Source organism: Advenella kashmirensis WT001, from assembly GCF_000219915.2.
GTDB classification, from domain to species: domain Bacteria; phylum Pseudomonadota; class Gammaproteobacteria; order Burkholderiales; family Burkholderiaceae_B; genus Advenella; species Advenella kashmirensis.
Map to the genome: position 1 here is coordinate 290,735 of NC_017964.1, position 23,738 is coordinate 314,472.

A 23,738-nucleotide genomic window follows, 5' to 3' on the forward strand; every position below is an offset into this window, starting at 1 on the left:
CCGGCCGGCTTTGGATTGGTGTCAGTGTCGATATTATATGCAAAGCATCGGCCGGGATATTGCAGTTAGCCCTGATGCTATGATGTGAGCGGTATTTTCAGGGTTTTCTACAATGGTTTTGCTGCGATGGCAATAGGTCCTTTTTTCTTTGCGCCCATGGTGCTTGCGGTTATGGCGGGTGTGATTACGCTGCTGGCCGGCTGTGCCGTGCTCACGCGGCGGGTCAGCCCGCAGTTTGATCGCTGGCCCTGGCTGGTCATGCTATTGGTGCTGGCCAGTGCCCGGCTGGGCTTTGTCATTCGCCACTGGGATAGTTTTCTGACCGAACCCTGGCGCATCTTTTATTTCTGGCAGGGTGGCTTTGACATCGGATGGGCCATCGCTGCGGCGGTGGTCTCTCTGGTGCTATTGCAGGGTTTGCGCCGCGAGCGCTTGGCGGGGCGCTGCTTGGCCTGGTGGCCGCGGTGATGGTCTCGCTAGCGCTGCTGGTGCCCGGTCCGCTTGCCCAGCCCTTGCCGGCCATGGCATTGCCAGACATGAACGGTCAAATGCACAACCTGCAGGATCTGCGCAACCAGAAAGTGGTCATCAACCTTTGGGCGACTTGGTGCGGCCCCTGCCGCCGCGAAATGCCCATGCTGGAGCAGGCGGCCCGGCAAAACCCGGATGTACGGTTTCTATTTGTGAATCAGGGAGAGTCGGCGGCCACGATCGAGAACTATTTGCGGCAGGAGAAGCTGGACCTGAGCCAGTGGATTCGATTGGATCCCGATTCGACCTGTCGGCGCAGTTTCGTACGCGCGGTCTGCCCACAACGTTGTTCTTTAGTGGCAACACGTTGCAACGGACCCAGGTGGGCGAGATCAGTCGCGAAGTGCTGAGCGAAAAACTGGACGGGCTGTAGCAGGGCGCCGGCTGCGGTGTCGCCCCGGCCGGCAGCACTTGCCCGCTCTGACATCCCGTTGCGGTATCGGGTCAGGCGGCAGGAACGACCGGGCCGGGTGTGACCACGCGCATGGTTCTACGCATCAGCGGTGGCGTCAATGCAGCGAATAACAGCATCAACAGGCCGTTCATGACGCACAGGGCCGCCAGGCCCCAATGCACATACACCAGCTTGAACAGTTCAATGCCCACTGCTTGTATCAGCATCATGATCAGGCTCATGACCGCGGCCACGACCCCTTTAGGCTGATCGGAGGCCATCAGGGTAAAGCGATACAGGACCGCAAAGCTAATGCCCTGGGCAAACGCTGACAGGGCCAGCCCGGCAACCAGTCCAAGATATTCAAAGGACGGAATAAAGCCAGCCAGAATCAGCAGAATGCCGCCGGCGATCATCAGGGGAATGGAAAAATACACCGATTGCCCTACCGGAAAGCGCGGCGCATATCTGGCCAGCGCCAGATTGCCGACAATCAGGCTGATGAAAATGGGTAATTGGGACAGGCCGTAACCCATGTTGGTCATGCCCATATCCTTGATCAGAAATACCGGCGACAGGCCGATCCAAACCAGCATGGGCAGTACGATCAACGGAAAATAAAGCGTCAGTTGCATGAACAGGCTGTTTTTGAACACCAGCCGGTACTGCTGCCAGATCTGTGCCGGCGGCTTTTTGGGCAGGGCCAGATTGACGGTTTCAGGCATGTGCAGGAACAGGCCCACCAGCGAGACACAGGCGATCGCCGCGATAATGACAAAGCCCCAGTGCCAAGACACTACACTGATCAGGCAGCGCCGGCCAATGGGCCCAGCAGGGGCGCGACCATGGAAATATTTGCCATTAGCGCCATCACGCGAATGGCCGTGAGTTCTTCAAACGCCTCCTGTATGCTGACATAGCCGACCGCCGCAATGAAGCACAGCCCCATTCCCTGCAGGAAACGCAGCAGCATGAACCATTCAATGGTGGGGGCCAGCAGAATGAGCAAATTGGTCGCGATGAAATACATGACGCCCGCCAGCATGACGGGACGCCGACCGTAGCGGTCGGATAACGGGCCGATTAGCCAGGTCAGGCAGGCGCCGCCCAGAATATATAGCGACATGGACGAGGCCACCCAGGCGTCGTCTACGCCATATTCGGCGGTGATGGTGAGCATGGCCGGCTGAACCATGTCGTTGCCGATATAGGCGGACAGTTCATACAGCACCATGGCCAATGGGAATAGCAGCATGGACAGACTGATAAACCGTTTGTCGGAGGGCTTGCGCGAAGAGGGAGGCATGGGAAACAACCAGGAAGATGTGCCGAATTATACCAAGGCGGCAGTGCAGCTGTGATTTAACCACTAAAATAAAGGGTTCTTTGATCAGCGACAAGTATTGTGCCTAGTACAATTGCAATAATTGTCCATTCTGTGTTTTTTTATTCCCCCTGAAGGTACGTTTTACAATGGCCGCATTTCTGGAAGGCAAAGTCCTCAGCATCCACCACTGGACAGACAGACTGTTCAGTTTTACCACTACCCGTGATCAGGCATTGCGTTTTTCCAACGGGCATTTCACCATGATCGGTTTGCCTGTCAATGGCAAACCGTTGTTGCGTGCGTATAGTATTGCCAGCGCTAATTATGAAGATCATCTGGAGTTCCTCAGCATCAAGGTGCCTGACGGCCCGCTCACCTCGCGCCTGCAGCATATCCAGGTCGGCGACAGCATTATTGTGGGCCGCAAGCCTACGGGAACGTTGCTGGTAGACTATCTGCTTCCCGGCAAGCGCCTGTATATGCTGGCCACCGGCACCGGGCTGGCTCCCTTCATGAGCCTGATTCGCGATCCGGAAACCTATGAGCGTTTTGATGAGGTCATTCTGGTGCACGGGGTGCGTTTTGCCAACGAACTATGCTATCACGACTACATTACGAATGAGTTGCCCAAGCATGAGTTCCTGGGTGAAATGGTGTCGGAAAAACTGAAGTACTACCCTACAGTCACGCGCGAACCATTCCGCAATGAAGGCCGGATCACAGCGCTGCTGGAGTCCGGCAAGCTGTTTACCGATCTGGGCGTGCCTGCCCTGAACCCCGAGACCGACCGCGCCATGATTTGCGGCAGCCCCGAGATGCTGCGCGACCTGAAAACGGCGCTGGAGCGTCGTGGTTTCAGCGAAGGCAACACCTCGCGCCCCGGTGCGTTTGTGATTGAACGGGCGTTTGCCGAACAGTAAGCAGGTTTATCGGGCAGTTGCCAACCCGGTTTTTCCAGAGCGGGGCATGCTGGCAGTATAGCCGCCGGTCACGGGGGGTTTGCCGGTATCGGCGCTGGCGCGTAGCTGGTAGGCCGTATGGAGCTTTCAAACAAGAGAGCCCAACGAATGTAAAACAGGCCGCCAGCACCTCACAACATCGCGTGCCGGTCTGGCTGCGCCTAGGCCGGCTCCCTGGCTGGTCTGAACAGCGTCAGTGACTTGCGTGCCCGGGTACAGGCGACGTAATACCGGTTGCGCTCCACGTCGGGGGCGTCGGTTTTGCTGCGGAACGTCGTATCTGCGGTGTCATAGACCAGTACGTGATCATATTCATGACCTTTGGCTTCGGTAACGGTAAGCAGGGGCACGCCACCGCGTGTACTGCAACGGGCCGCCACGGCTGCCAGGACTGCGGGCCATGCCTGCATTGGCGTCGGGTTTTGCTGCAAATACATCAATAATCCCTCCCAGCCTGCAGCAACGATTCGTCCAGCAGTCGCTGGGGCGTGGTCAGGTCGCGGAACAAATCGGCCTGGCGTGCAAAGGTCTGCAGCGCATCTGTGGCGCTGGCGTCCGGCGCGTGCGCTGTGGTCAGCCACCGCTGCAGGGCATGTTTCAGGCTGGGGCCGAACACCAATTTACTTGCGGCAAGCCAGTTTTCCGTGTACATGCGCAGATTGCCGGGCGTTAACCCGGTTTGCGCCAATTCACGGACCGTGTCGGGCGCCAGGCAGCCGGGCAGCGAAGAAAATTGTCGCAAGGCCAGCGGCAGCGTACGCAACTGTGCCATGGCCTGTGGAAAACGCAAGGCATACAGGACTGTCGCAATGCCGATGGCCGGCGTGTTTGCCAGCGGCCAGGCCAGTTTGATCGAGGCGGGACCGTGACACAACAGGGAAAAGGCGGCACGAATCCGGTCCGGGCCATGACGGCAGACGATGCTTTGTTTGCCCAGGGGGGCCAGTGCGCCGGCGTCCTCCCAGTTGCCACTGCAGACCATCACCGGCGTATCGGAGACGACGGCCGAGGTAATGGTCCGCTGCGTGAGTTCTCCTGCCAGCGTGGCCAGTTCCGGACCGAAGCGATAACTGGTAAGGCTGTTTACTCGTCTGGCGGAAAAATCCCGGACAAAGGCGTCGAAAACCAGCTCGGTATTGGCGCCGCGCCAGGCAAAGATGGTCTGGTAACGATCGCCCACGGCCATCAGCCTGTGGGCATCGCGGCCAATGCGCGACAGCAGCATTAACTGCAGGGGTGTGGTGTCGTGAAATTCGTCGATCAGCACAAACCGGTAGGCAGCGGCGCTGCCCGGCAGTTCGGCGCCATTGTCCAGCGCTTCGAGCAAATCATAGGAGGCCTCGGACACCAGGCGAAAGCCATACATGCCCTTGCCGCGCTCGGGCTTATAGGCCGGGTCCAGCAGGGTGTCATCTGGTTCAGCCGCTTCAGGTTTCCAGTGGGCGCGCAGGGCATCATAGCGGCGGAAAACGGCGCGTACCAGCTCAGGCGGATGATGCAAGCCATCGCCAAAAGCGGCCTGTTCGTCTTCTGTCGATTCGGCCTGCCAGGCCAGGGATGCCCGGTAGTAATCCAGGTCGGACATCAGTTTTTCCATGGCATCAGTCGACAGGGCGGGTGCCTGCAGCGTCACGGCGTCGTCCTGCTCGGACATATCCTGCAGCTCCTGACAGACATCGCTTACCAGATCGGGCAGCAGGTCGTTCACAATGGCATGGCGATCAAGCACATAACGTTCATCGCCCAGGCGCCGCAACAGGAAGTGCGCCAGGCCGTCGATGGTAAAAATATGCAGATTCGTATTGGATCCGGCTTCCAGGTTGCGCGCGCGCATATAGTTTTGCAGAACGTCGCGGCCGGCACGGCTGAAGGTGACCAGCAGTGTGCGGCCCTGTGTGACGCATTGCGCCGCTTCGTGGGCAATCAACGTGGTTTTGCCGCTGCCGGCCACCCCTTCGATCAGCAGGCACGATCGGGGTATTGGTCAAACAGAAGAGGAGAATTTACCATATTGAAAATAAATAAAAGATTAACTGCATGAATGTATACCGAAAGTAAATTCTCAAATAACTGTCTGCTGCCTTGAGGCTGTCTGCCGGAGTCGTCATAATAGCAATAATCAGGGTAAAGAGCGGGCCAAATTCCAGGACCACGCCACCCGACCTCAACAAATCATCAATCAGGAGCCAATATGACCGACCGTACCCAGGTTCACAGCCTTCAGATCGCCACCGTGCTGAAAAATTTCGTTGATCAGGAAGCCCTGCCGGGCACTGGCGTAGACGCCGATGCGTTCTGGAAAGGACTGGATGCGCTCATCAATGATCTGGCGCCGGAAAATAAGGCATTGCTGGCCGAACGCGACCGTATCCAGGCCAAAATGGATGAGTGGTACCGTCAGCATCCGGGCAAGATTGCCGACATGCAGGCCTATAAAGCCTATCTGAAGGAAATCGGCTATCTGAAAGACGCACCTGATACCGTGCAGGTCAATACCAGTAACGTCGATTACGAAATTACCAATCAGGCCGGCCCGCAACTGGTCGTACCCATTACCAACGCCCGTTATGCGCTGAACGCTGCCAATGCGCGTTGGGGTAGCCTGTATGACGCCCTGTACGGCACCGATGCACTGAGCGAAGACGACGGCGCGACGCGCGATGGCGGCTATAACCCCAAGCGCGGCGAGAAGGTGATTGCCTTTGCCCGTGACTTCCTGGATCAGACCATTCCGCTGCAAAGCGGTTCGCACAAGGATGCCACAGCCTACACCGCAGAAAACGGCACGCTCTCAGTGACCCTGGCCGACGGCAGCAAAACAACGCTGGCCGACGCAGACCTGTATCTGGGCCACCCGGGTGATGCGGCAGCCCCCGAGGCGCTGATTTTCCGCCAGAACGGCTTGCATTTTGAAGTGCAGATCGACAAATCCAATCCTATCGGCAAACAGGACAAGGCGGGCGTCAAGGATGTTTTGCTTGAGGCTGCACTGTCCACCATCATGGACTGCGAAGACTCAATTGCGGCTGTGGATGCCGAAGACAAAGTGCTGGTGTATCGCAATTGGCTGGGTCTGATGAACGGCACGCTGGCCGAAGAAGTGTCAAAAGGCGGCAAAACCTTCACCCGTAAACTCAATCCAGACCGCCAGTACACCGGTAAGGATGGCAAACCGGCTACGCTGGCCGGTCGCTCGCTCATGTTCATTCGCAACGTGGGCCACCTGATGACCAATCCGGCCATTCTGGACAAGGACGGTAATGAAACGCCCGAAGGCATCCTGGATGCGGTATTTACCACGCTTGTCGCCATGCACGATCTGAAACGTGAAGGCGGTAATTCGCGCAAGGGTTCTATCTACATTGTGAAACCCAAAATGCACGGGCCTGATGAAGTGGCGTTTGCCAGCAAGCTGTTCGGCCGGACCGAGCAATTGCTTGGGTTGGCGCCCAACACCATCAAAATGGGCGTGATGGATGAAGAGCGTCGCACCAGCGCCAACCTGAAGGCGTGTATTGCTGCTGCGGCCGATCGCGTCGCGTTCATTAACACCGGGTTCCTGGATCGTACCGGTGACGAAATGCACACATCCATGGAAGCGGGCCCCATGATTCGCAAAGGGGATATGAAAAAATCGTCCTGGATCGATGCCTACGAAAAACGCAACGTGCTGTTTGGCCTGGCTTGCGGGCTGCAGGGCAAGTCGCAGATCGGCAAGGGCATGTGGGCCATGCCCGACCTGATGGCCGATATGCTGGCGCAAAAAGGCGCGCAACTGAAGGCTGGCGCCAATACGGCATGGGTGCCTTCTCCAACGGCGGCCACCCTGCATGCGCTTCACTACCATCAGACCGATGTTGTGCAAGTGCAGAACAGCCTGAAAAATGACACCGACGAGCGTCTTGACGCCTTGCTGACCATCCCGGTTGCCGACAACACCAACTGGTCCGACGCCGAGAAACAGCAGGAACTGGACAACAACGCCAGGGCATCCTGGGGTACGTGGTGCGTTGGGTTGACCAGGGTGTTGGCTGCTCCAAAGTGCCCGATATCCATAACGTTGGCCTGATGGAAGATCGCGCCACCTTGCGTATTTCCAGCCAGCACATGGCCAACTGGCTGCGGCATGGCATTGTGACCGAAGAACAGGTTATGGAAACCATGAGGCGCATGGCCGGCATCGTGGACAAACAGAACGAAGGCGATGCCCTGTATCGCCCCATGACAGGCAACTTTGAGACATCTCCAGCGTTCCTTGCTGCGTGCGATCTGGTCTTCAAAGGTGTGCAGCAGCCCAATGGCTACACCGAGCCTCTGCTTCATCAGTGGCGTCAGAAAGCCAAACAGCAGTACGGCATTAAATAAGGTATTGCTAATTGCACCGCGCTCATTTGAAGTGCGGGCATGGCAGTGCCAAACCGGTAGTCTTCGAATGCACCTTGACAGATGGATGATGAGTCCGCTGTTGAGGTGCTTTTTTATGCAGTTGGGTGTAAAAATCAAGTGTGACCTGACGCTATGGAGTCTTGCTGGTGCAGACAATTCATTGTACAATGAGCAATTATTATCCGGAGATGGCAATGAGAACCGTAAGCTATAGCCAAGCCAGACAGAACTTGTCTGCCACAATGATTCAGGCAGTAGAGGATAAGGCTCCTGTTCTAATCACGCGCCAGAATGGTCAGGCCTGTGTCCTGATGTCGCTTGAAGAATATAACTCGCTGCAAGAAACCGCTTATTTGCTCCAGTCTCCCGCCAATGCCAGACGTTTAATGGACTCCATCGAAAATCTGAAAAGTGGCAATGCCAAGGAACGAGGGTTGATTGAGTGAAGCTGACGTGGTCGGAAGAAGCGTGGGAAGACTATTTGTACTGGCAGGACGCTGATAAACGGATGGTTAAAAAATAAATGAATTATTAAAAGATACTTGTCGCACTTCGTTTGAAGGCATCGGCAAGCCTGAGCCGCTAAGACATCATCTTGCCGGTTATTGGTCAAGACGTATTACATTGGAGCATCGGCTGGTCTATGCCGTTGCCGATGATGCCATATTGATCGCAGCTTGCCGTTATCACTATTGATATTGCCCCGCGCTAATTCAAGCGCGGGCATGCTTATCAGACCGGCCCCTTAAGGAGGCCGGTTTTTTTATCTTGCAACGATCCAATTGTCACGCGGTGGTGGCGCTTTCGATGCAGCAAATGAAAACGCACAAGCATGTAACGTTAGGTTACGTTTCAGTGAGCGACGCGCAACACCCCATAAACACTGGCTTTACGGGTTGTCGGCCGATGACGGACACGTGCTGTTGCATGTACAGCGATGACACGACACACGCCTGACATTATCCCTGCCTACACTTGCCCGGATAACTTGCACAGCCACGCAGCAGTGGCGTTCATCATTCTTATAAGCGATTGATACAGTCGCTATCGGGATCCACCGTTACTTCAAGCCTGTACTGGCAGGCCTGGGTAGCGGTGAAAAACAGGCGTATGGGAAAAATAATTCAAGCCACCACGGTCAAAGGCCAAGGCCATTTTTTGTTCCGTGAGTTAAAAGGTCATGAAGCTGTATCCACACTGTTTGAGTATCACGTGGATCTGGTATCAAAAAGCCATGCAGAGAATCTGGCGGAGCTGCTGGCGACGCCGCTGACGGTAATGGTGGCACATGCCGCAGGACAACGCCTGTTCAGTGGCCTGATTACAGAAGCCCAGTTCGTGGGGCGCGAAAGCCAGACATCTGAATACTATATCTATCGATTCACGGTCAGGCCATGGCTGTGGTATCTGACGCAAACGTCCGACAGCCGGATTTTTCAGAATCAGAGTGCACTGGCGGTGATCCGGCAGATTCTTCAGAAATACCCGTTCGAAGTGGAGTACCGGCTTGCCCAAAGCTATCGCGACTGGGTCTATTGCGTGCAATATGACGAAACCGATTTCAATTTCATCAGCCGCCTAATGGAGCACGAGGGCATCTATTACTGGTTCCGTCACGAACAGGGCAAACATGTGCTGGTTGTGGGAGATGCAGATTCGGCTCACGAAGTGATCGCGGGGGACGGACGCATTCCCTATTTTGCGCCTGACAGGCTCAGCCGCCCCGATACGCGACATATTGATCGCTGGATGCCGCGAAGAGAGGTCCATCCTGCCACTTATTGCACCGTAGACTTTGATTTCAATAAACCGCAGGCCGGGCTGGACGTCAAGCGCAAGGCCGCAGGCGTTGCGCCGCAGACACTGGAAATCTACGACCCCATAGGCGGATATACCGAACCCGAAGACGGCGAGCGATACGCGCAGATACGGCTGGAGAGCCTGACGGCAGACAATGAAACCGTTGGTGCGCAGGCCGACCATCCCGGTCTGGCCGCCGGCTACACCTTCACATTAAAAAACCATCCTGATCAGTCACAGAATACATCCTGGCTGGTGTTGCGTACGAACTATCACCTGAAGGAAGCGCCAGGCGCATCTGCGGGTGGAAAACCGTCATGGGAGCACCAGATTCGCCTGCGTTTCACTGCCATTCCGACGCATGTCCAGTACCGCGCGCCGCGCGTGACACCCATCCCACGTGCCGCCGGCCCGCACACCGCTCTGGTGGTGGGGCCGGCAGGAGAAAAAATATGGACAGACAAATATGGCCGGATCAAGGTGCAGTTTCACTGGGATAGACAGGGGCAGCGCAACGATGACAGCTCGTGCTGGATTCGCGTCTCCAGCCCCTGGGCAGGTGGCGGCTTCGGGGGCGTGCAGATCCCGCGGGTCAATGACGAAGTCATCGTCAATTTTGTGGGCGGATTTCTGGATCGGCCGATTGTCGTTGGACGCGTATACAACGCCAGCAATATGCCGGCCATGAATCTGCCGGCAGATGCTACTCAAAGCGGCATCAAGACCCGCAGCAAGGACGGCGCACCTGATAACGCCAACTCCATGCTCTTTGAAGATCGTCCTGGCGCCGAGCAACTTGCGTTTGGCGCCGAACGCGACATGGACACGCATGTCAAAAACAATGAAAACCTCAGTGTGGCCGGCGCACAGGCCGGCACACACGGCGGTGCGACCACGATGAGCGTGGGCGGAATTGACGACAATATTTTTCGCGGTCCTTCGAGGGAAACCTATGGAGCCAATCATCAGCGCAATATCGTCGGTATGTCAAATGACATTGTTATCGGTCCGCGCACTCACAGCGTAGGGGCCACGGCGGTAACCGTGATGGGGCGCGGCTTTGTCCAGAATATCAATGCCGGACTGGCGAACTTCACCTATAACGCGGGGCGCAGCCGCCAGGTTCAAACCGATTTTTCCCACACGGTTTCCGGCCCGGTCAGGCGCGTTGTCAATGGCACGCAAAGTTGCACCATTACATCGGGTGGTTATTTCAAGCAAGTCAAGGGTGGTCCCTTGTCCATGAAAGCCGGATCAGTGGATATGAAGTCTACTAGCGGGCTGTCGCAGTTCAATGCCAGATCGAAACTCAATCTGGCGTCTGGCGGCCCGCAGAGCCTGAGCAACCCGGCAACGCTGGGGCATACCTCGACGCAGCATAGCGAGGCGCATGATTTTTCTTTCAAGCTCAAAGGCTTGAAGAACACCACCGAAGATATCTATCAATCTTCAGGCATTGTGTCGGCCAATCTGTTTGGCATCTCCTCCAGTATGGCGGCCACATCGTTGCGCATGAGCGCCGTTGGCCTGGTGGGCACGCCGCTGCAGGGGGATATGAATGCGGCAAAGATCGAGATATCTGGCTTCAAGCTGAAAAAATACGGCTCGGGCGAAGAAAACTTCGTGATGGCTGTGTTGATTTCCGGCCTGATTACCAGAAACTGAGAACAGGAAAAGAGGACACGCATATGCTGGCAACCACGCAACTGATGGGACTGGATCTGGGATTTCCAGACGTCTGCCTGACGCCTCCCGCGCTGCTGCCGATTCCCTATCCGGATATGGGGTTTCCAATGATGGCCATACCAATTGCAGTCACCATTCTGTTCATGGGTGGATTTGCCCATAACATGATGACCACCATCCCACTCACGCTGGGCGACTTTCCCGGCGTCGGGACGGGGATTCTGTCGCATACCGTAGTCGGCCAGTCGCGCCGCCTTTTCCTCAATTCATACACGACCTTTCTGTTTGGTACGCCGGCCAACCGCCTGTGTTCTTTCGGGTTGCAGAATATGTTCAATATTATCGGTTTTACCCTGGTGCCGGGCAATTTCATTGTCAGCATACTGGCACCATGACCGGCAGGGGAAAACAATGAAAAGAACCTTCCGGCTGCATGGCGATTTTCCCGACGGTCAATTGCTGCTGCGTTCAATCAAAGGGCAGGAGCAGATATCGGGCCTGTTCGAATTTACGCTTGAAATACTCACCGACACACCTGCTCTGGATATCAAAAGCCTGCTGGGAGCAGCGCTGGCCGTGGAGGTTGACCAGCAATCGTCTGCGCGCTTTATCAACGGTATTGTGACGCGCCTGAGTCGTACCGGCAGGGATTCGTATCCGCCGAAATATTACGTTTATGAAGCTACGCTCAACCCGTGGTTGTGGTATGCGACGCAGACCAGCGATTATCGTATTTTCCAGGACAAAAGCGTTCTGGATATTCTAAGCGAAGTGCTGGGCGAATATGGCTTTGCGCTGGATCTGCGGCTTGCTGAGCATTATCGCAAGTGGACGTACTGCGTGCAGTATGACGAAACCGATTTTGATTTTGTCAGCCGCTTGATGGAACACGAAGGTATCTATTACTGGTTCGAACATGACAAGGGCAGGCACACCCTTGTTGTGGCCGACGACCTGAGCACCCATCGTCCCACGCCAGGCCTGTCGCAACTGCCATATTACAGTCGCCATCATCAGGTTAATCCGCTGCAGGAGTATGTGGAAATCTGGCAGCCACGGGTTTGCATTACGCCTACCGCTTATGCCGCTACCGATTATGATCTGAACAAGCCGCAGGCGCGCCTGGATGTGCGGCAATTAGCCGAGGGCAAGGCAGGCCACGAACTGAATCTGGAGCACTATGATCCGATGGGTGGCTATACCGAGCCGGAACATGGCGCCCATTATGCCCGAGTGCGCATGCAGGCGCTGGAAATGAAACGACAAACCATCACGGCCACCAGTAATGCACGGGCCCTGTCCGCCGGCCACACCTTTGTACTGAAAAACCATCCGGACAAGACGCAGAACCGCGAGTATCTGATTGTCCGTTGCCAGTACGAGTTCGTTGAAGCGCCGTACCACAGTGTCGGCAACACCGGCCAGACGCCTGCGAATCAGCATGCGGCGCTGTTGACCACGATAGAGGCAATCCCGGCAAACGTCCAGTATCGCCAGCCGGCCCAAACGCCGGAGCCAAGAACGAGCGGGCCGCAAACGGCGCGGGTTGTCGGGCCGGCAGGCGAGTCGATCTGGACCGACAAATACGGCCGTATCAAGGTTCAGTTTCACTGGGACCGGTACGGAAGCAAAAACGAACGCAGTTCCTGCTGGATCCGGGTGTCCAGCCCCTGGGCAGGCGGCGGTTTTGGCGGGTTGCAGATCCCACGTGTGAACGAAGAAGTGATTGTGGATTTTGTCGGCGGTCAGCCTGACAGGCCCCTGGTGGTCGGCCGGGTTTATAACGCCGAGAATATGCCGCCGGTGACGCTGCCGGAGCAGGCGACCCACAGCGGTTTTCATACGCGCACCAAAGATGGCAGTCCGGATGCGGCCAATACTGTCATGTTCGAAGATAACCAGGGTAGTGAAATGTTCAAAATGGTGGCCCAGAAAGACATGCAGACCAGGGTGAAGAATAATGCCAACCACCGGGTGGGCGGAATGTCGGCCACCAATATTGCCGGCGCGCATACCTGGAATTATGGTGGGCTGTTCAGCAAGCAGGTAGCACAGGCAGCGACGTACCAGCATGAGAGTGGACACCGGTTCGCCGTGGCGGCCGATGCGACAGATACGGTGGCGCAGCGCCAGAAACGCGAATACACCGGCGCCAATACCGTCACCGTTGGCGGCGCTGAAACACTGACCGTGGCGGGTGAGCCGGCACTGCATGCATTCGGCCAGGGAATACAGAGCACATTGAATGCGCACCGGACCGATAACATCACCGGCGCAGTGATTCGCAATTTTGATAGTGGCGAAGACGTGACGGTAAGCGGATTGTTCAGTAAAAGCGTGGCGGCCGGTGATGCCATCATGAAAGCAGACAGTTTCAAAGTAGATGCGGGTGGTCTGTTCAAGCTCAATTGCGCAGCGACATGGGAAGCCTATGCACTGTCTGACATTCTGATGAAATCGGGCAGCCTGACCAGAGAGTCCACGTTGATGCAGTCGGTTAATCCATCGACGCTGCATGAGCAGAATATCAAGGTGGCTATCGGTGTCAATGGCATTAATTCGCGTGCCAGCAAGAGCGCGAGTACCAGTGTAGCCGTCAAGCTGGCCGCTGGCGGCATGTACGACACCATGCAGCTGAGCAAGATATCGCTGGTGGGGGCGCAGGTAAAACTTGTGGGAAACAGCCATTCTGTTGATCTGGTTTCTATCGGTCTTGTTGGCGCCAACATGTCGCTGGGCAAGACCGACAGGAAATACGTATTCAGGATCGAGATATGAATATGATGAGTGTCATAGATATGACAGGTGGCATGGGCGCATGAAAATTTCCAAGCCGTTCTGCCTGAGTATTCAGGTCAGGCCGTACCGCTGGCGTGGCCAGGCTCATATCGGTCTGTCTGCGGCCATTCTGGTGGACAACCGCAAGGGTTATCCGGTGCTGCAGAATGAAGCGGGACTCTGGTCGTTTGTCGCTGAACACCTCAATTCCGAGGGTATTCTGGATCTGGGTATGCCCAAGCCGCAGGCAGAGTTTCTGGTATCGGGCAACGCCTATACTGCGCACTCGGAAGACAAAATACAGTGCCTTGTCCAGGTGCAGGTCAATGATCTTGTCAAGCAAGTGCAGGTGTACGGAGACCGTTACTTTCTGGACAACCGCATTACCCCGGCGCAGCCTTTTGAACAGCTCAATATCGGCTGGCAAAATGCCTACGGCGGGCCTGGCTTTGCGAATAACCCGATGGGCAAGGGAACGGTCGAGGAAACCATCAATGGCGTGCGCGCCAGGCGGATGCCCAATGTGGAGTGGCCCGATTATCCCATTCGTGATTTCGGGGAAGCCATTCGCCCCGCGGGACTGGGGGCACAGAGTATTACCTGGCCCGTTCGCTTTGGCAAAGTCGGTACCTATTCCGAACAATGGCACAAAACCGATGCGCCGGGGTTTTTCCTGATATGGATCCCAGCCTGTTCAATGCCGCCATGCCCGATCAGATCTTTGAAGGGCAGACGCAACTGCCGCCCAACACCGAATATCGCGTATGGAATATGCACCCGGACAAGCCGTGCTGGCAGGGCACGGTGCCGGCGTGGCAGGCCAGATGCCTGGTGCAGCTGCAGAAGGATGCCGGTTGTGCATCCGAGATTCATGATGTCGAGCTGGCGCCGACCACGCTCTGGCTGGTGCCGCATCTGGAAAGCTATATTGTGCTGTTTCACGCAACGCTGCCGGGCTGGCATGACGATGGCGAAGAAATTAAACATATTCTGGGAGCGCTGGAATGGCAATATTCTCCCAAAACGCATGAGCATTACCAGCGCTACATGCAAACACGGCTGGATCATGACGAGTCTGCGCTGCTGGCCTATGAAGATGCGCAACTGCTGCCGGAAAATCTGCAAACGGCCGGTTTTGACATCAAGCCTGACTTAAATGGCGCGATGTGGGAAAAGCAGCATCGCCTGCAGCGGTACTTGCTGCTACATGCGCGCGCCGATCTGGCCGGCATGGGGCTGGATGCCGAACATTATCTGCCGGAATTTGTCGGGCCTCGTCCGCAGCCGAGCATGGAACAATTGCTGGAAAAGCACAGGCAGCGTCATGGGGCGGTCCGTGAGCAACGAGCCGAACTGGTGCAGGCCAAGGCGGCGGCAAAACGCTTCAGACAATCGGCAGGCAGGGACAAGACGCTGCCTGCCCTGCTGGGAGAACCGGATTTTCTGAAAACCATTGAAGACATCAATGCACGGATCCGGGTTCCGGATCCGAAGAATAAACAGCCCAATCGTGCGCTGGATGAACTGCTGGCACAAATTGGCCAGGCGCAAGCCAGTGAAGACAATCTTCGTGCTGCCCGGCGCCAGCGCCATCGTGGCTTGCTGTTTTCGGCCCAGTACCGGTCCGGCAGCTATGTGCTGGATCAGACGCTCGCCAGAGAACTGCGGCAAAAGGCCATTCTTGCGGCACAGGTAAACCGCGATCTGCGCGGCATGGATTTGACTGGTGCCGATCTGACGGGCCTGGTCTTTGAATATTGTGATTTCAGTCAGGCGGTACTGATGCGCGCCGACATGACCGACGCCAGATTCATCCATTGCAATTTAACCGAGGCCGTGCTGTTCAGTGGCATCTACTGCAGAACACAGTTTGATCACTGCCGGTTTCACACCGCCAATATGTCGCGTACGCGGTTTGATGCTGTCTCCTATGCCAGTTGTGATTTTCATCAGGCGATCATCGATGAGTCCACGTTCAGCCGCTGTGATTTTTCCGCTGCGACATTTGGTGAGTCTGTATTTCGGAACGTGCGTTTCGAAAATACGACCCTCAATGAATTGGCGCTGGATGCAACCGTGATGCTCTCTTGCACACTGGATCATGTGGCGGCAAAGGACGCAAGACTGAACAAGTGCGCATTCTATGAGTGCATCTTCACCGCCAGCGCCTTTGCCGACTCGTGGCTGACCCGCTGCGCCTTTGCCTTGTGTGAACTGTCCGGCATGTCGTTTGCAGGATCCGTCATGAGCGCCTTCACCCTGATTGCTGAAAAACCGGTGGTCGATTGCGACTTCAGTCAGGCCAGGATCAGCGACGGCAGCATGCGCGGCGTTCATTTTCTGCGGCCGCGCCTGCTACAGGCGGTTATTCGCAATACCGATTGTTCCAAATCGGTTTTTGAACAGGCAGATTGTCGTGGCATGGAAACCCCCGACGGCGTGTTCATGCGAACCGAGTTTCGCAACAGCGATTTTACGGCAGCCAACCTCATGACAGGCCTGTTCAGGAAATCGACATTTGTTCGCGCCAATTTGAGCAAGGTGAATTTTTTCCGGGCCGATTTCGCCCAGAGCAATATTGATGCGGACAGCCTGCAGCATGACAACTACACACAGCAGATTCAGCTGGAACCCACGCAGAGAAAGGAACCGGCATGAGCCTGACCGATGCGCAGCTTCGGGAACTGGTGGATAACGGCGTACCGATTCTCAAAATATCGCTCCAGGGACGTGATTTGCGCGACTGGAATCTGTCGGGCGCCTTGTTCGAAGGCGTTGATTTCACAGATGCCCAACTCGATGGTGCGAGACTGGACGAAAGCGTATTTTCCAACTGCCGCTTTGACCGTGCCAGCCTGAACGAATGCTACGCCAACGCCGTATTTTTCAACACGTGTTTGATGGGCGGCACACATTGGCGTCAGTCCCTGCTGTTTCAGGCCAAATGGCATGAATGCGATGTACGCGACGCGGATTTTGGCCATGCCATGATGGATGAAACGGTCTTTATCGGCTGTTGTCTGGCGGGTGTGTGCTATAGCGGTGTCCAGGGCCGGGAAATGACGTTCATGAAATCGGATCTGGAGCGGGCCGATTTTTCACGGGCGCAGCTGTTCAAGTCCACGTTGTTCGGGCTGGATCTGAAAACCGTTAATTTTCAAGAGGCCAGCCTGGTCAATGTGATCTGGCTGCAGTCGGATCTGAGTGGCCAGAATCTGCAGGGACAGGACCTGGAGCGGAGTGTGTTTACCGAGGCGATCCTTGACGGGGTATGCCTGGCTTCGGCCAATCTGGTGCAGGCCGCTTTCAAGAGTGCCAGCGTAAAAGGCGCAGATCTGCGCAATAGTAAAGGCCAGTTCGTTGTTTTTGCCGAGGCGGATCTGAGTGGGACGCGCTGCGATGCTGCGCAGTTTGCGCAAAGTGTATTTGTGGATGCCATCACGGATGAGGCCAGTTTTGTGGGTGCGGACCTGTCCATGTCCGTTTGGCATCACGCCAGTGCGCGGCAATGCCGCTTTGACCGGGCCCAGCTGAATCATACCGATTTTTCGTATGCGGACCTGTATCAGGCGCGTTTTGATGACGCCCGGCTAAATCGCACTCGTTTTCATCGTGCGCTCAGTGACGACCTGAACCTGAAGCGGCGCGCCGGCGCCCTGGAAAAAGACCCGGAACTGTATGAGGCCGAGTTATGGAGCGAAACGCAGCGCGCTATGCTTTTTCCGCAGCGCGATTGACCCAACACGATAGATAGAGCACAGTCATGAACCGTATTGTCAATGCCATCACGCCGCTGGGCGACGCGCTTAAATTCAAGTCCCTGCGGGGGCATGAAGGGCTATCCTGTCTGTTCGAATGGACAGTGCGGTTTGTTTCGGAACACGCAAAGCTGGATCTGCAATCCATGCTGGGGCAATCGGTGACATTCGAAATAGAGACAGGCGCATCACCCCGTTTTCTGAACGGCCTTGTGACCGGATTTGAATTCCTGCATCGCAAGACCCTGACACCGCGTTATTACATTTATCAGGCGACAGTCAGGCCCTGCTTATGGTACGCGACGCAGAACAGCGATAGCCGCATCTTTCAGAATGAAACGGCAGTCGACATTATCACCAAGGTGCTTGGCAAATATGATTTCGCGGTTGAAAAGCGGCTGCTCAATAATTATCGCAAGTGGGGTTATTGCGTCCAGTTCAACGAGACCGATTTCAACTTTGTCAGCAGGCTGATGGAGCATGAGGGCATTTACTATTGGTTCCGTCATGAAGCGTCACGCCATGTCGTGGTGTTGACAGACGAGGTCCAGGCGCACGATCCGTTGCCGGTGGTGCCCGTGATTCCGTTTTATCCGGACGACCGGCCTGCCATTGCCATGCAGGCGTCTATTGCCGATTGGCAAGTCTCGGGGGAGCTGACGCCCACGGGCTATGCCACCATGGATTACGATTTTCAGAAGCCGCTGGCCGATATGAGCGCCAAGCGCAGAGCGAGCCCGCGTGCTACCCAGGCGCTGGATCTGGAAATGTATGAACCCATGGGAGGGTACATTGACTCATCTGACTCCGAGCATTATGTAAAAGTGCATTTACAGTCGCTGCAATGCCTGCAGGAGCAGGCTGTGGCACGGTCCAATGTGCGGACGATGGCGCCCGGTTATACCTTCACGTTGAAAAACTATCCTCATCAGGCGGAAAACAAGGCATATCTGGTAGTTCATACTGAATATGACATACAGAATCCATCGTATGCCAGCCACGATCAGCCTGAAGAGCAAGCGCGGTTTGTTGCGACCTCCCGGCATATTCCGGCCAATGTGCAATATCGCGCCGCACGCAGCACGCCCATCCCTAAAATGAGCGGCCCGCAAACGGCGACCGTGGTGGGCCCGCCAGGCGAAGAGATCTGGACTGATAAGTATGGTCGCATCAAGGTACAGTTTCACTGGGACCGTGAAGGTGTAATGGACGAGAACAGCTCATGCTGGATACGGGTGTCTAATCCCTGGGCCGGCGGTGGCTTTGGCGGGGTGCAAATTCCTCGCGTGCGCGAAGAAGTGGTCGTGGACTTCATCAACGGCAATATCGATCGCCCCATTGCAGTAGGACGGGTCTATAACGCCAGCAATATGCCACCGGTGAATTTGCCGGATGATGCCACACAAAGCGGCTTTCTTACCCGCAGCAAGAACGGCACGCCTGCCAACGCGAACAAGCTGATGTTCGAAGACCGGCAGGGCAGCGAGATGCTGGCCATGGTGGCTGAAAAGGATATGGACACCCATGTCAAGAACAACCAGACACACGATGTGGCAGGCAATGTTGTGTCCGCGATCGCCGGGCTGCGCTCGCACACTGCGCACAGCTCCTCCGATATCACCATGGCCGCCGGTGCGGTTAAACATTACCAGGCTGATCACAACCGGACGGTGCAGGTTCCCTGGACGAACAGATTGGCGCTAATTTGCAGCAGTCGTTCAATGACGGTGTGGACGAGACCATTACCGGACCGCTAACCAGTACCGTAGGGGGACAGGCCAGCCATACGCTGCAGGGTCTGCACATCACAACCACCACTCATGATGAAGAGACGGTCAATGGTACGGTATCGGAAACCGTGGGGACTGGGGAGACCAGCAATATCAAGTCGGGCTCGCAGTTGCAGGCCGGCGACATCACCATGGAATCGCCCACAATTTATTCAGAATCCACCCAGGAAGAAATTGATATCAGGGCAGGCGGCCCGCTGGACATCAGCTCTGTCGGAGCCGGTATTGTGCAGACGCCAGGCAAGATCATCAAACAGAGTCCGACCAATGTGGAAACGGCGTTAATGCTGGACAACAATACAGTTACCAGAAAGAAGAGCTACACGCTGGATTTGAGTGTGGATGGTATCAAGGATGTGATGGTCGAGGGGCATAATCACAATCAGAATATTGCAGATATCAAGCTGTACGGCATGGGTGACTCCATGCAGGCAGCCCATATTGGCCTGTACGGTGCCAACATCCAGCTGGGCGGGCAGGACCAGAAAATGGGTCTGCTCAATGTGAACATCACGGGCATCGAGCTGGATAAGGGCTTTAAGATCAAACGTCCCGGTGGCGGCGGAGGTATCGGGGCAAAAGGCAAGGGCAAGGATGGCAGTGGTGGAGATGGTGGCAAGGGCGGCAAAGGCGACAGGGATGGAAACGGGAATAGGGGGGATGCTGACAAGCCACATGCAGACTGCAAAGATTGTATGGGTAGGTCGGCCTGGTCTATTGGTTTTGACGTAGGCGATGAGCGTATTGCCCAAAGTGATTTTTTCTTATCGGGCGCTTTCCCGATCAGCTGGGATCGGGTCTATCGTTCCAATTTCCGCGCCAATGATGAAGATGGGCCATTGGGACCACGATGGATTACGCCATTTACGCTCTTTATCGAAGAGAACGTAAAGGGTCTTGCCTATTATTCAATTGTAGGTAGAACGATCGAAACCGCGCCACTGGCCTCGGGCGAGGAACGATATGACCGCAACGAGGAAATAAACTGGCGCAGGCTTGATGAGCAAACGCTCGTCATTAGTCAGAAACATGAACGATTTGAAACATTCCGCAAGATCGATGCCGTTTACCGGCTGGTCTCTATCGCCGATCGGGCCGGTAACAAAATCGACATTGACTATCAGGAGCAGGGCCTGCTGCGTTCCATACAGAACGACTTATGGGTGTTGAGGTTCGAACACGATGACCAGCGCCGGATCCGGCGCATTATGACGGACGTGACGCACGATGACAATACGGTAGAACGGCAGCTTGCTTATTATCAGTATGATGGCGCTGGCGATCTCGTGCGGGCTGTCGATGAATACCTGTCGGAACGCCAGTATGCCTACAGTCACCATTTAATTACCCGCTATACCGACAGAACGGGGCGCGGCATTAATCTTGAGTGGCAGGGCACCGGTCCCGATACGCGTTGCTTTCGTGAGTATGCCGATGACGGCAGCCATGAAATTATTCTGTCCTGGGACAGGGAGAATCGACTTACCCATGTCACCAGTGCGCTGGGACAGACAACAACATACCGGTTTGATCGATACAACTACATTTCACATATCTACTTTCCTGACGGTACCATCGAAGAACGAAAACGTGATGATTATCACAATATTATTGCGATTGTTAATCCGGACGGAACCACAGACCGTTTTGAATATGATGATCGCGATAATCTGACCAGACACATCCGTCGTGACAACACTCGGGTTAGCTGGATTTATAACCAGGATGAACAACTGGTCCAGGTAACCGATGCGATGGGCGCTATTTGGCGACGTGAATACAATGATCGCCAGCAAATGATTCGCCAGATTGATCCATTGGGGCGGGTCACCGAGTTTACCTATAACCTTGCCGGTAGCGCCATCGCCATCAAGGACGCCAAGGGCGGAGTCAAGCGCGTTGTGTATAACAATGCCAATAAAATTTTGCAGTATGCAGATTGCTCCAATAACACGACAACCTGGGAATACGATCATCTGGATCGTGTTGTTGGAGTTATTGATGCTGAAGGAAGAAAAACCGCCTATGACTATGATGATAAAGGGCATTTGGCGCGAGTGACAGAGCCCGATGGTGAACTGCGGCATTTATCGTACGACGCGGAGGGGCGCCTGCTGGCGGCCAAAGACGCACTCGGGCAGGAGACGTCATTCAGTTATGATGCTGCAGGCAGGCTTGCGCGCAGGACCAGTCCGATCCGCACGTCCATTGATTATCGATACAACCGGGCCGGCAAACTGACGCAACTGATCAATGAAAATAACGAACAGTATTCGTTTACCTATGACCCCTTTGGCAGACTGCTTGAGGAATCGGGGTTCGACAAAAAAATAACAAAATATACGTATACCAAAAATACCGGCACCCTGGCCTCGGTTACCGAAGGCAATGTGACCACTCGCTATGAGTACGACGTCATTGGCCAGATTATTGCGCGTTCCGGCCAGGGAAGTACGGAACGCTTCGATTACGATGCAAACAGCCGACTGCTTCGGGCATCCAACGCCGTCAGTCAGAATACTTTTTCCTATGATGCCATTGGAAATGTCCTCGCGGTGCACCAGCAGTACACGCTATTTGACACGCAACGGGATTTTGTGTGGCGGCACACTTACGACGAAATAGATAATCGCATCGCAACCCGCCGTCCGGACGGCGTGGAAACGGACTGGCTGATTTCGGGCAGTAGCTACGTTCATGAGATTTTGCTGAATAAATCCACATTGGCCAGCTTTACACGCAATGATGTGTATCAGGAAAAATCACGAACGCTGATGAACTCCATGCAGCAACGTAGTGAATACGACAGGGCTGGAAGATTGCAAACCCAGTTGCTGCTGGAGGGTAATTTTCACGAGAAAGTCCGCCTCAAGCGCGAGTATCACTACGATAAAATCGGCCAGCTGGTCGGCGTCTCCGATTCCACGAGAGGCGATGCGCTCTATCGATATGATCCGCTGGGACGGATTGTTCGTGCGGCCACACCTGTCTTTGACGAGACATTCAGTTTCGATCCTGCTTCGAATATTACAACGACCATTCCTGCGGACAGGCAGTCCAGCACCCTGCCTGCTGATGTGCCGGCGGTTGTGGGTAATGTGCTCAGGGAGTACGCCGGTATTCATTTTGAATATGATGCACAGGGCAATATGGTCAGCAAAAGCAGCCCGGGCTGCCGACAGGCCTTTACCTGGAATGCCTTCAGTCAGCTGGAGTCGGTGCAATCCGCCAGAGAGGGCGCTAGCGATGTTGTTGCCACCTATTATTATGATGCTTTCGGACGCCGGATCGGCAAACAGGTCGCCAAGGGTGAAAACGACCCCGCGCCCGTCCGGGTAATTTACGGCTGGGATGGGGAAAACCTCGCGTTTGAATCGATCTTGGGACAGGAGTGCGCCAAACATTATTTGTATGAGTTTGAAAGTTTTGTCCCCCTGGCGCAATATCTATCTCCGGCTATCGGAAATGCCTGGAGCGAAGCCTCTGTTGGTGCCGTTCGTGATGTGGCATTTTTCCATTGTGATCATATCGGTACGCCCCGGGAATTGTTCGATGAGTCGCAGCAGAAAATCTGGACAGGCGACTACCGATTCTGGGGCAAACTACGGCAAGCGAATGCCTCCGGTTCCACGGATGCGCCTGACTACGCGCATAACAACATTCGTTTTCAAGGACAGTATTACGATAGTGAAACCGGCCTGCATTACAACCGTTATCGATACTATGATCCTGATACCGGACGGTATATCCGCCAGGACCCGATCGGTCTGTTCGGAGGCATTAATCTTTACCTTTACGGTCCCAGCAGCACCATGTGGATTGACCCGTTTGGTCTGGCCATGTGGCCGTCAGGGCAGTTCAATAGCTGGTTCAATGGACAGACTGCCGAGCAGATTGCCGATTTTATGGGTTCGAAGTCCACGCGTGAACTGATCAAGAAAGCGTTGCGGGGCAGCGGCGGCATGCACGAATGGTTTCCGGTCTCGATGGCGGCCAAGGCCAAGGAGCTTGGGCTGAATGCAGAAACACTGAAGTCGTGGGCGACGCCGACGGTGGATGTCTATTTTCAGAATATCAATGACAAAGGCAATATTATTCAGGGACCTCATCCCAGTCGCAATAGCAGCGGGTGCCGGGCCAGCAGTGTTGCCCATGAGCAGTTGATGGCCCAGCTACAGGACGCAGCAGACCCGGATGAAGCCCTGGACATTATCCAGTCATTCGCAAGACAGTTTGCCAGAAATGGCGCATCTCAGACCGGTGGTTTTCGCGTGCTATAGTTGCTTGTGTCAGGTACACCGGCTGCGTAATGAAATGGAATAAATGCCT

The 23,738-nt window shown here is 55.3% G+C and carries 13 protein-coding genes and 4 pseudogenes; 14 read left to right on the forward strand and 3 right to left on the reverse strand.

Annotated features, from left to right (window positions below; all coding sequences use genetic code 11):
• The first annotated feature begins 126 nt into the window (after positions 1–126).
• Both TKWG_RS20920 and TKWG_RS22145 read left to right on the forward strand, forming a co-directional pair.
• Positions 127–468 (forward strand): prolipoprotein diacylglyceryl transferase family protein, encoded by a 342-nt coding sequence (locus tag TKWG_RS20920; RefSeq protein ID WP_148274444.1) that lies wholly within the window; start codon positions 127–129, stop codon positions 466–468.
• Entirely contained in the window at positions 468–881 is a 414-nt protein-coding gene (locus TKWG_RS22145; protein ID WP_238534364.1) for a TlpA family protein disulfide reductase, read from the forward strand. The genes TKWG_RS20920 and TKWG_RS22145 overlap by 1 nt, the downstream gene beginning before the upstream one ends.
• Before the next feature lie 94 nt (positions 882–975).
• Here TKWG_RS22145 and TKWG_RS26810 read toward each other — a convergent pair.
• Positions 976–2,231: pseudogene (locus TKWG_RS26810) on the reverse strand (MFS transporter).
• Between the two features lie 167 nt (positions 2,232–2,398).
• Between TKWG_RS26810 and TKWG_RS01385 the strand changes: the two are divergent.
• Entirely contained in the window at positions 2,399–3,172 is a 774-nt protein-coding gene (locus TKWG_RS01385; RefSeq protein ID WP_014749101.1) for a ferredoxin--NADP reductase, read from the forward strand.
• Between the two features lie 200 nt (positions 3,173–3,372).
• Here the strand turns inward: TKWG_RS01385 and TKWG_RS01390 are convergent, their stop codons facing one another.
• Both TKWG_RS01390 and TKWG_RS20930 read right to left on the reverse strand, forming a co-directional pair.
• On the reverse strand, positions 3,373–3,648 hold the full coding sequence (locus TKWG_RS01390) for a 3'-5' exonuclease (RefSeq protein ID WP_041708867.1): 276 nt from the start codon (positions 3,646–3,648) through the stop codon (positions 3,373–3,375).
• The gene (locus tag TKWG_RS20930; RefSeq protein ID WP_081489186.1) at positions 3,648–5,192 is read right to left on the reverse strand and encodes a UvrD-helicase domain-containing protein; all 1,545 of its coding nucleotides are present in this window, start codon (positions 5,190–5,192) and stop codon (positions 3,648–3,650) included. Before TKWG_RS20930 ends, TKWG_RS01390 begins: the two co-directional genes overlap by 1 nt.
• Positions 5,193–5,402: 210 nt before the next feature.
• Between TKWG_RS20930 and TKWG_RS01400 the strand changes: the two are divergent.
• The 11 genes and pseudogenes from TKWG_RS01400 (at position 5,403) to TKWG_RS01450 (ending at position 23,689) form a co-directional block, all read left to right on the forward strand.
• Positions 5,403–7,576, forward strand: a pseudogene (locus tag TKWG_RS01400) (malate synthase G).
• A 215-nt stretch (positions 7,577–7,791) separates the two neighbouring features.
• On the forward strand, positions 7,792–8,043 hold the full coding sequence (gene yefM, locus TKWG_RS01405) for a YoeB-YefM toxin-antitoxin system antitoxin YefM (RefSeq protein WP_014749104.1): 252 nt from the start codon (positions 7,792–7,794) through the stop codon (positions 8,041–8,043).
• Positions 8,040–8,293 (forward strand): annotated as a pseudogene (locus tag TKWG_RS01410) (Txe/YoeB family addiction module toxin). The gene yefM and the pseudogene TKWG_RS01410 overlap by 4 nt, the downstream one beginning before the upstream one ends.
• Positions 8,294–8,707: 414 nt before the next feature.
• Entirely contained in the window at positions 8,708–11,062 is a 2,355-nt protein-coding gene (locus TKWG_RS01415; protein WP_014749106.1) for a type VI secretion system Vgr family protein, read from the forward strand.
• Positions 11,063–11,085: 23 nt separating this feature from the next.
• Positions 11,086–11,478 carry a DUF4150 domain-containing protein gene (locus TKWG_RS01420; protein WP_014749107.1) on the forward strand — a complete coding sequence of 131 codons (393 nt, stop codon included), beginning with the start codon at positions 11,086–11,088 and terminating at the stop codon, positions 11,476–11,478.
• A gap of 16 nt (positions 11,479–11,494) precedes the next feature.
• Positions 11,495–13,861 (forward strand): type VI secretion system Vgr family protein, encoded by a 2,367-nt coding sequence (locus tag TKWG_RS01425; protein ID WP_014749108.1) that lies wholly within the window; start codon positions 11,495–11,497, stop codon positions 13,859–13,861.
• 40 nt (positions 13,862–13,901) lie between these two features.
• Positions 13,902–15,679, forward strand: a pseudogene (locus TKWG_RS24315) (DUF2169 family type VI secretion system accessory protein); the annotation flags it as partial.
• Positions 15,680–15,760: 81 nt separating this feature from the next.
• Positions 15,761–16,519, forward strand: a complete 759-nt coding sequence (locus TKWG_RS24320) for a pentapeptide repeat-containing protein (protein ID WP_238534365.1) — start codon at positions 15,761–15,763, stop codon at positions 16,517–16,519.
• Positions 16,516–17,598: a pentapeptide repeat-containing protein gene (locus tag TKWG_RS01440; protein WP_014749111.1), complete on the forward strand. Its 1,083-nt coding sequence runs from the start codon at positions 16,516–16,518 to the stop codon at positions 17,596–17,598. The genes TKWG_RS24320 and TKWG_RS01440 overlap by 4 nt, the downstream gene beginning before the upstream one ends.
• Positions 17,599–17,624: 26 nt before the next feature.
• On the forward strand, positions 17,625–19,376 hold the full coding sequence (locus TKWG_RS01445) for a type VI secretion system Vgr family protein (protein WP_050981495.1): 1,752 nt from the start codon (positions 17,625–17,627) through the stop codon (positions 19,374–19,376).
• A complete protein-coding gene (locus TKWG_RS01450; protein ID WP_050981496.1) occupies positions 19,325–23,689 on the forward strand; it encodes an RHS repeat-associated core domain-containing protein in 4,365 nt (1,454 codons plus the stop codon). Before TKWG_RS01445 ends, TKWG_RS01450 begins: the two co-directional genes overlap by 52 nt.
• Positions 23,690–23,738 lie beyond the last annotated feature (49 nt).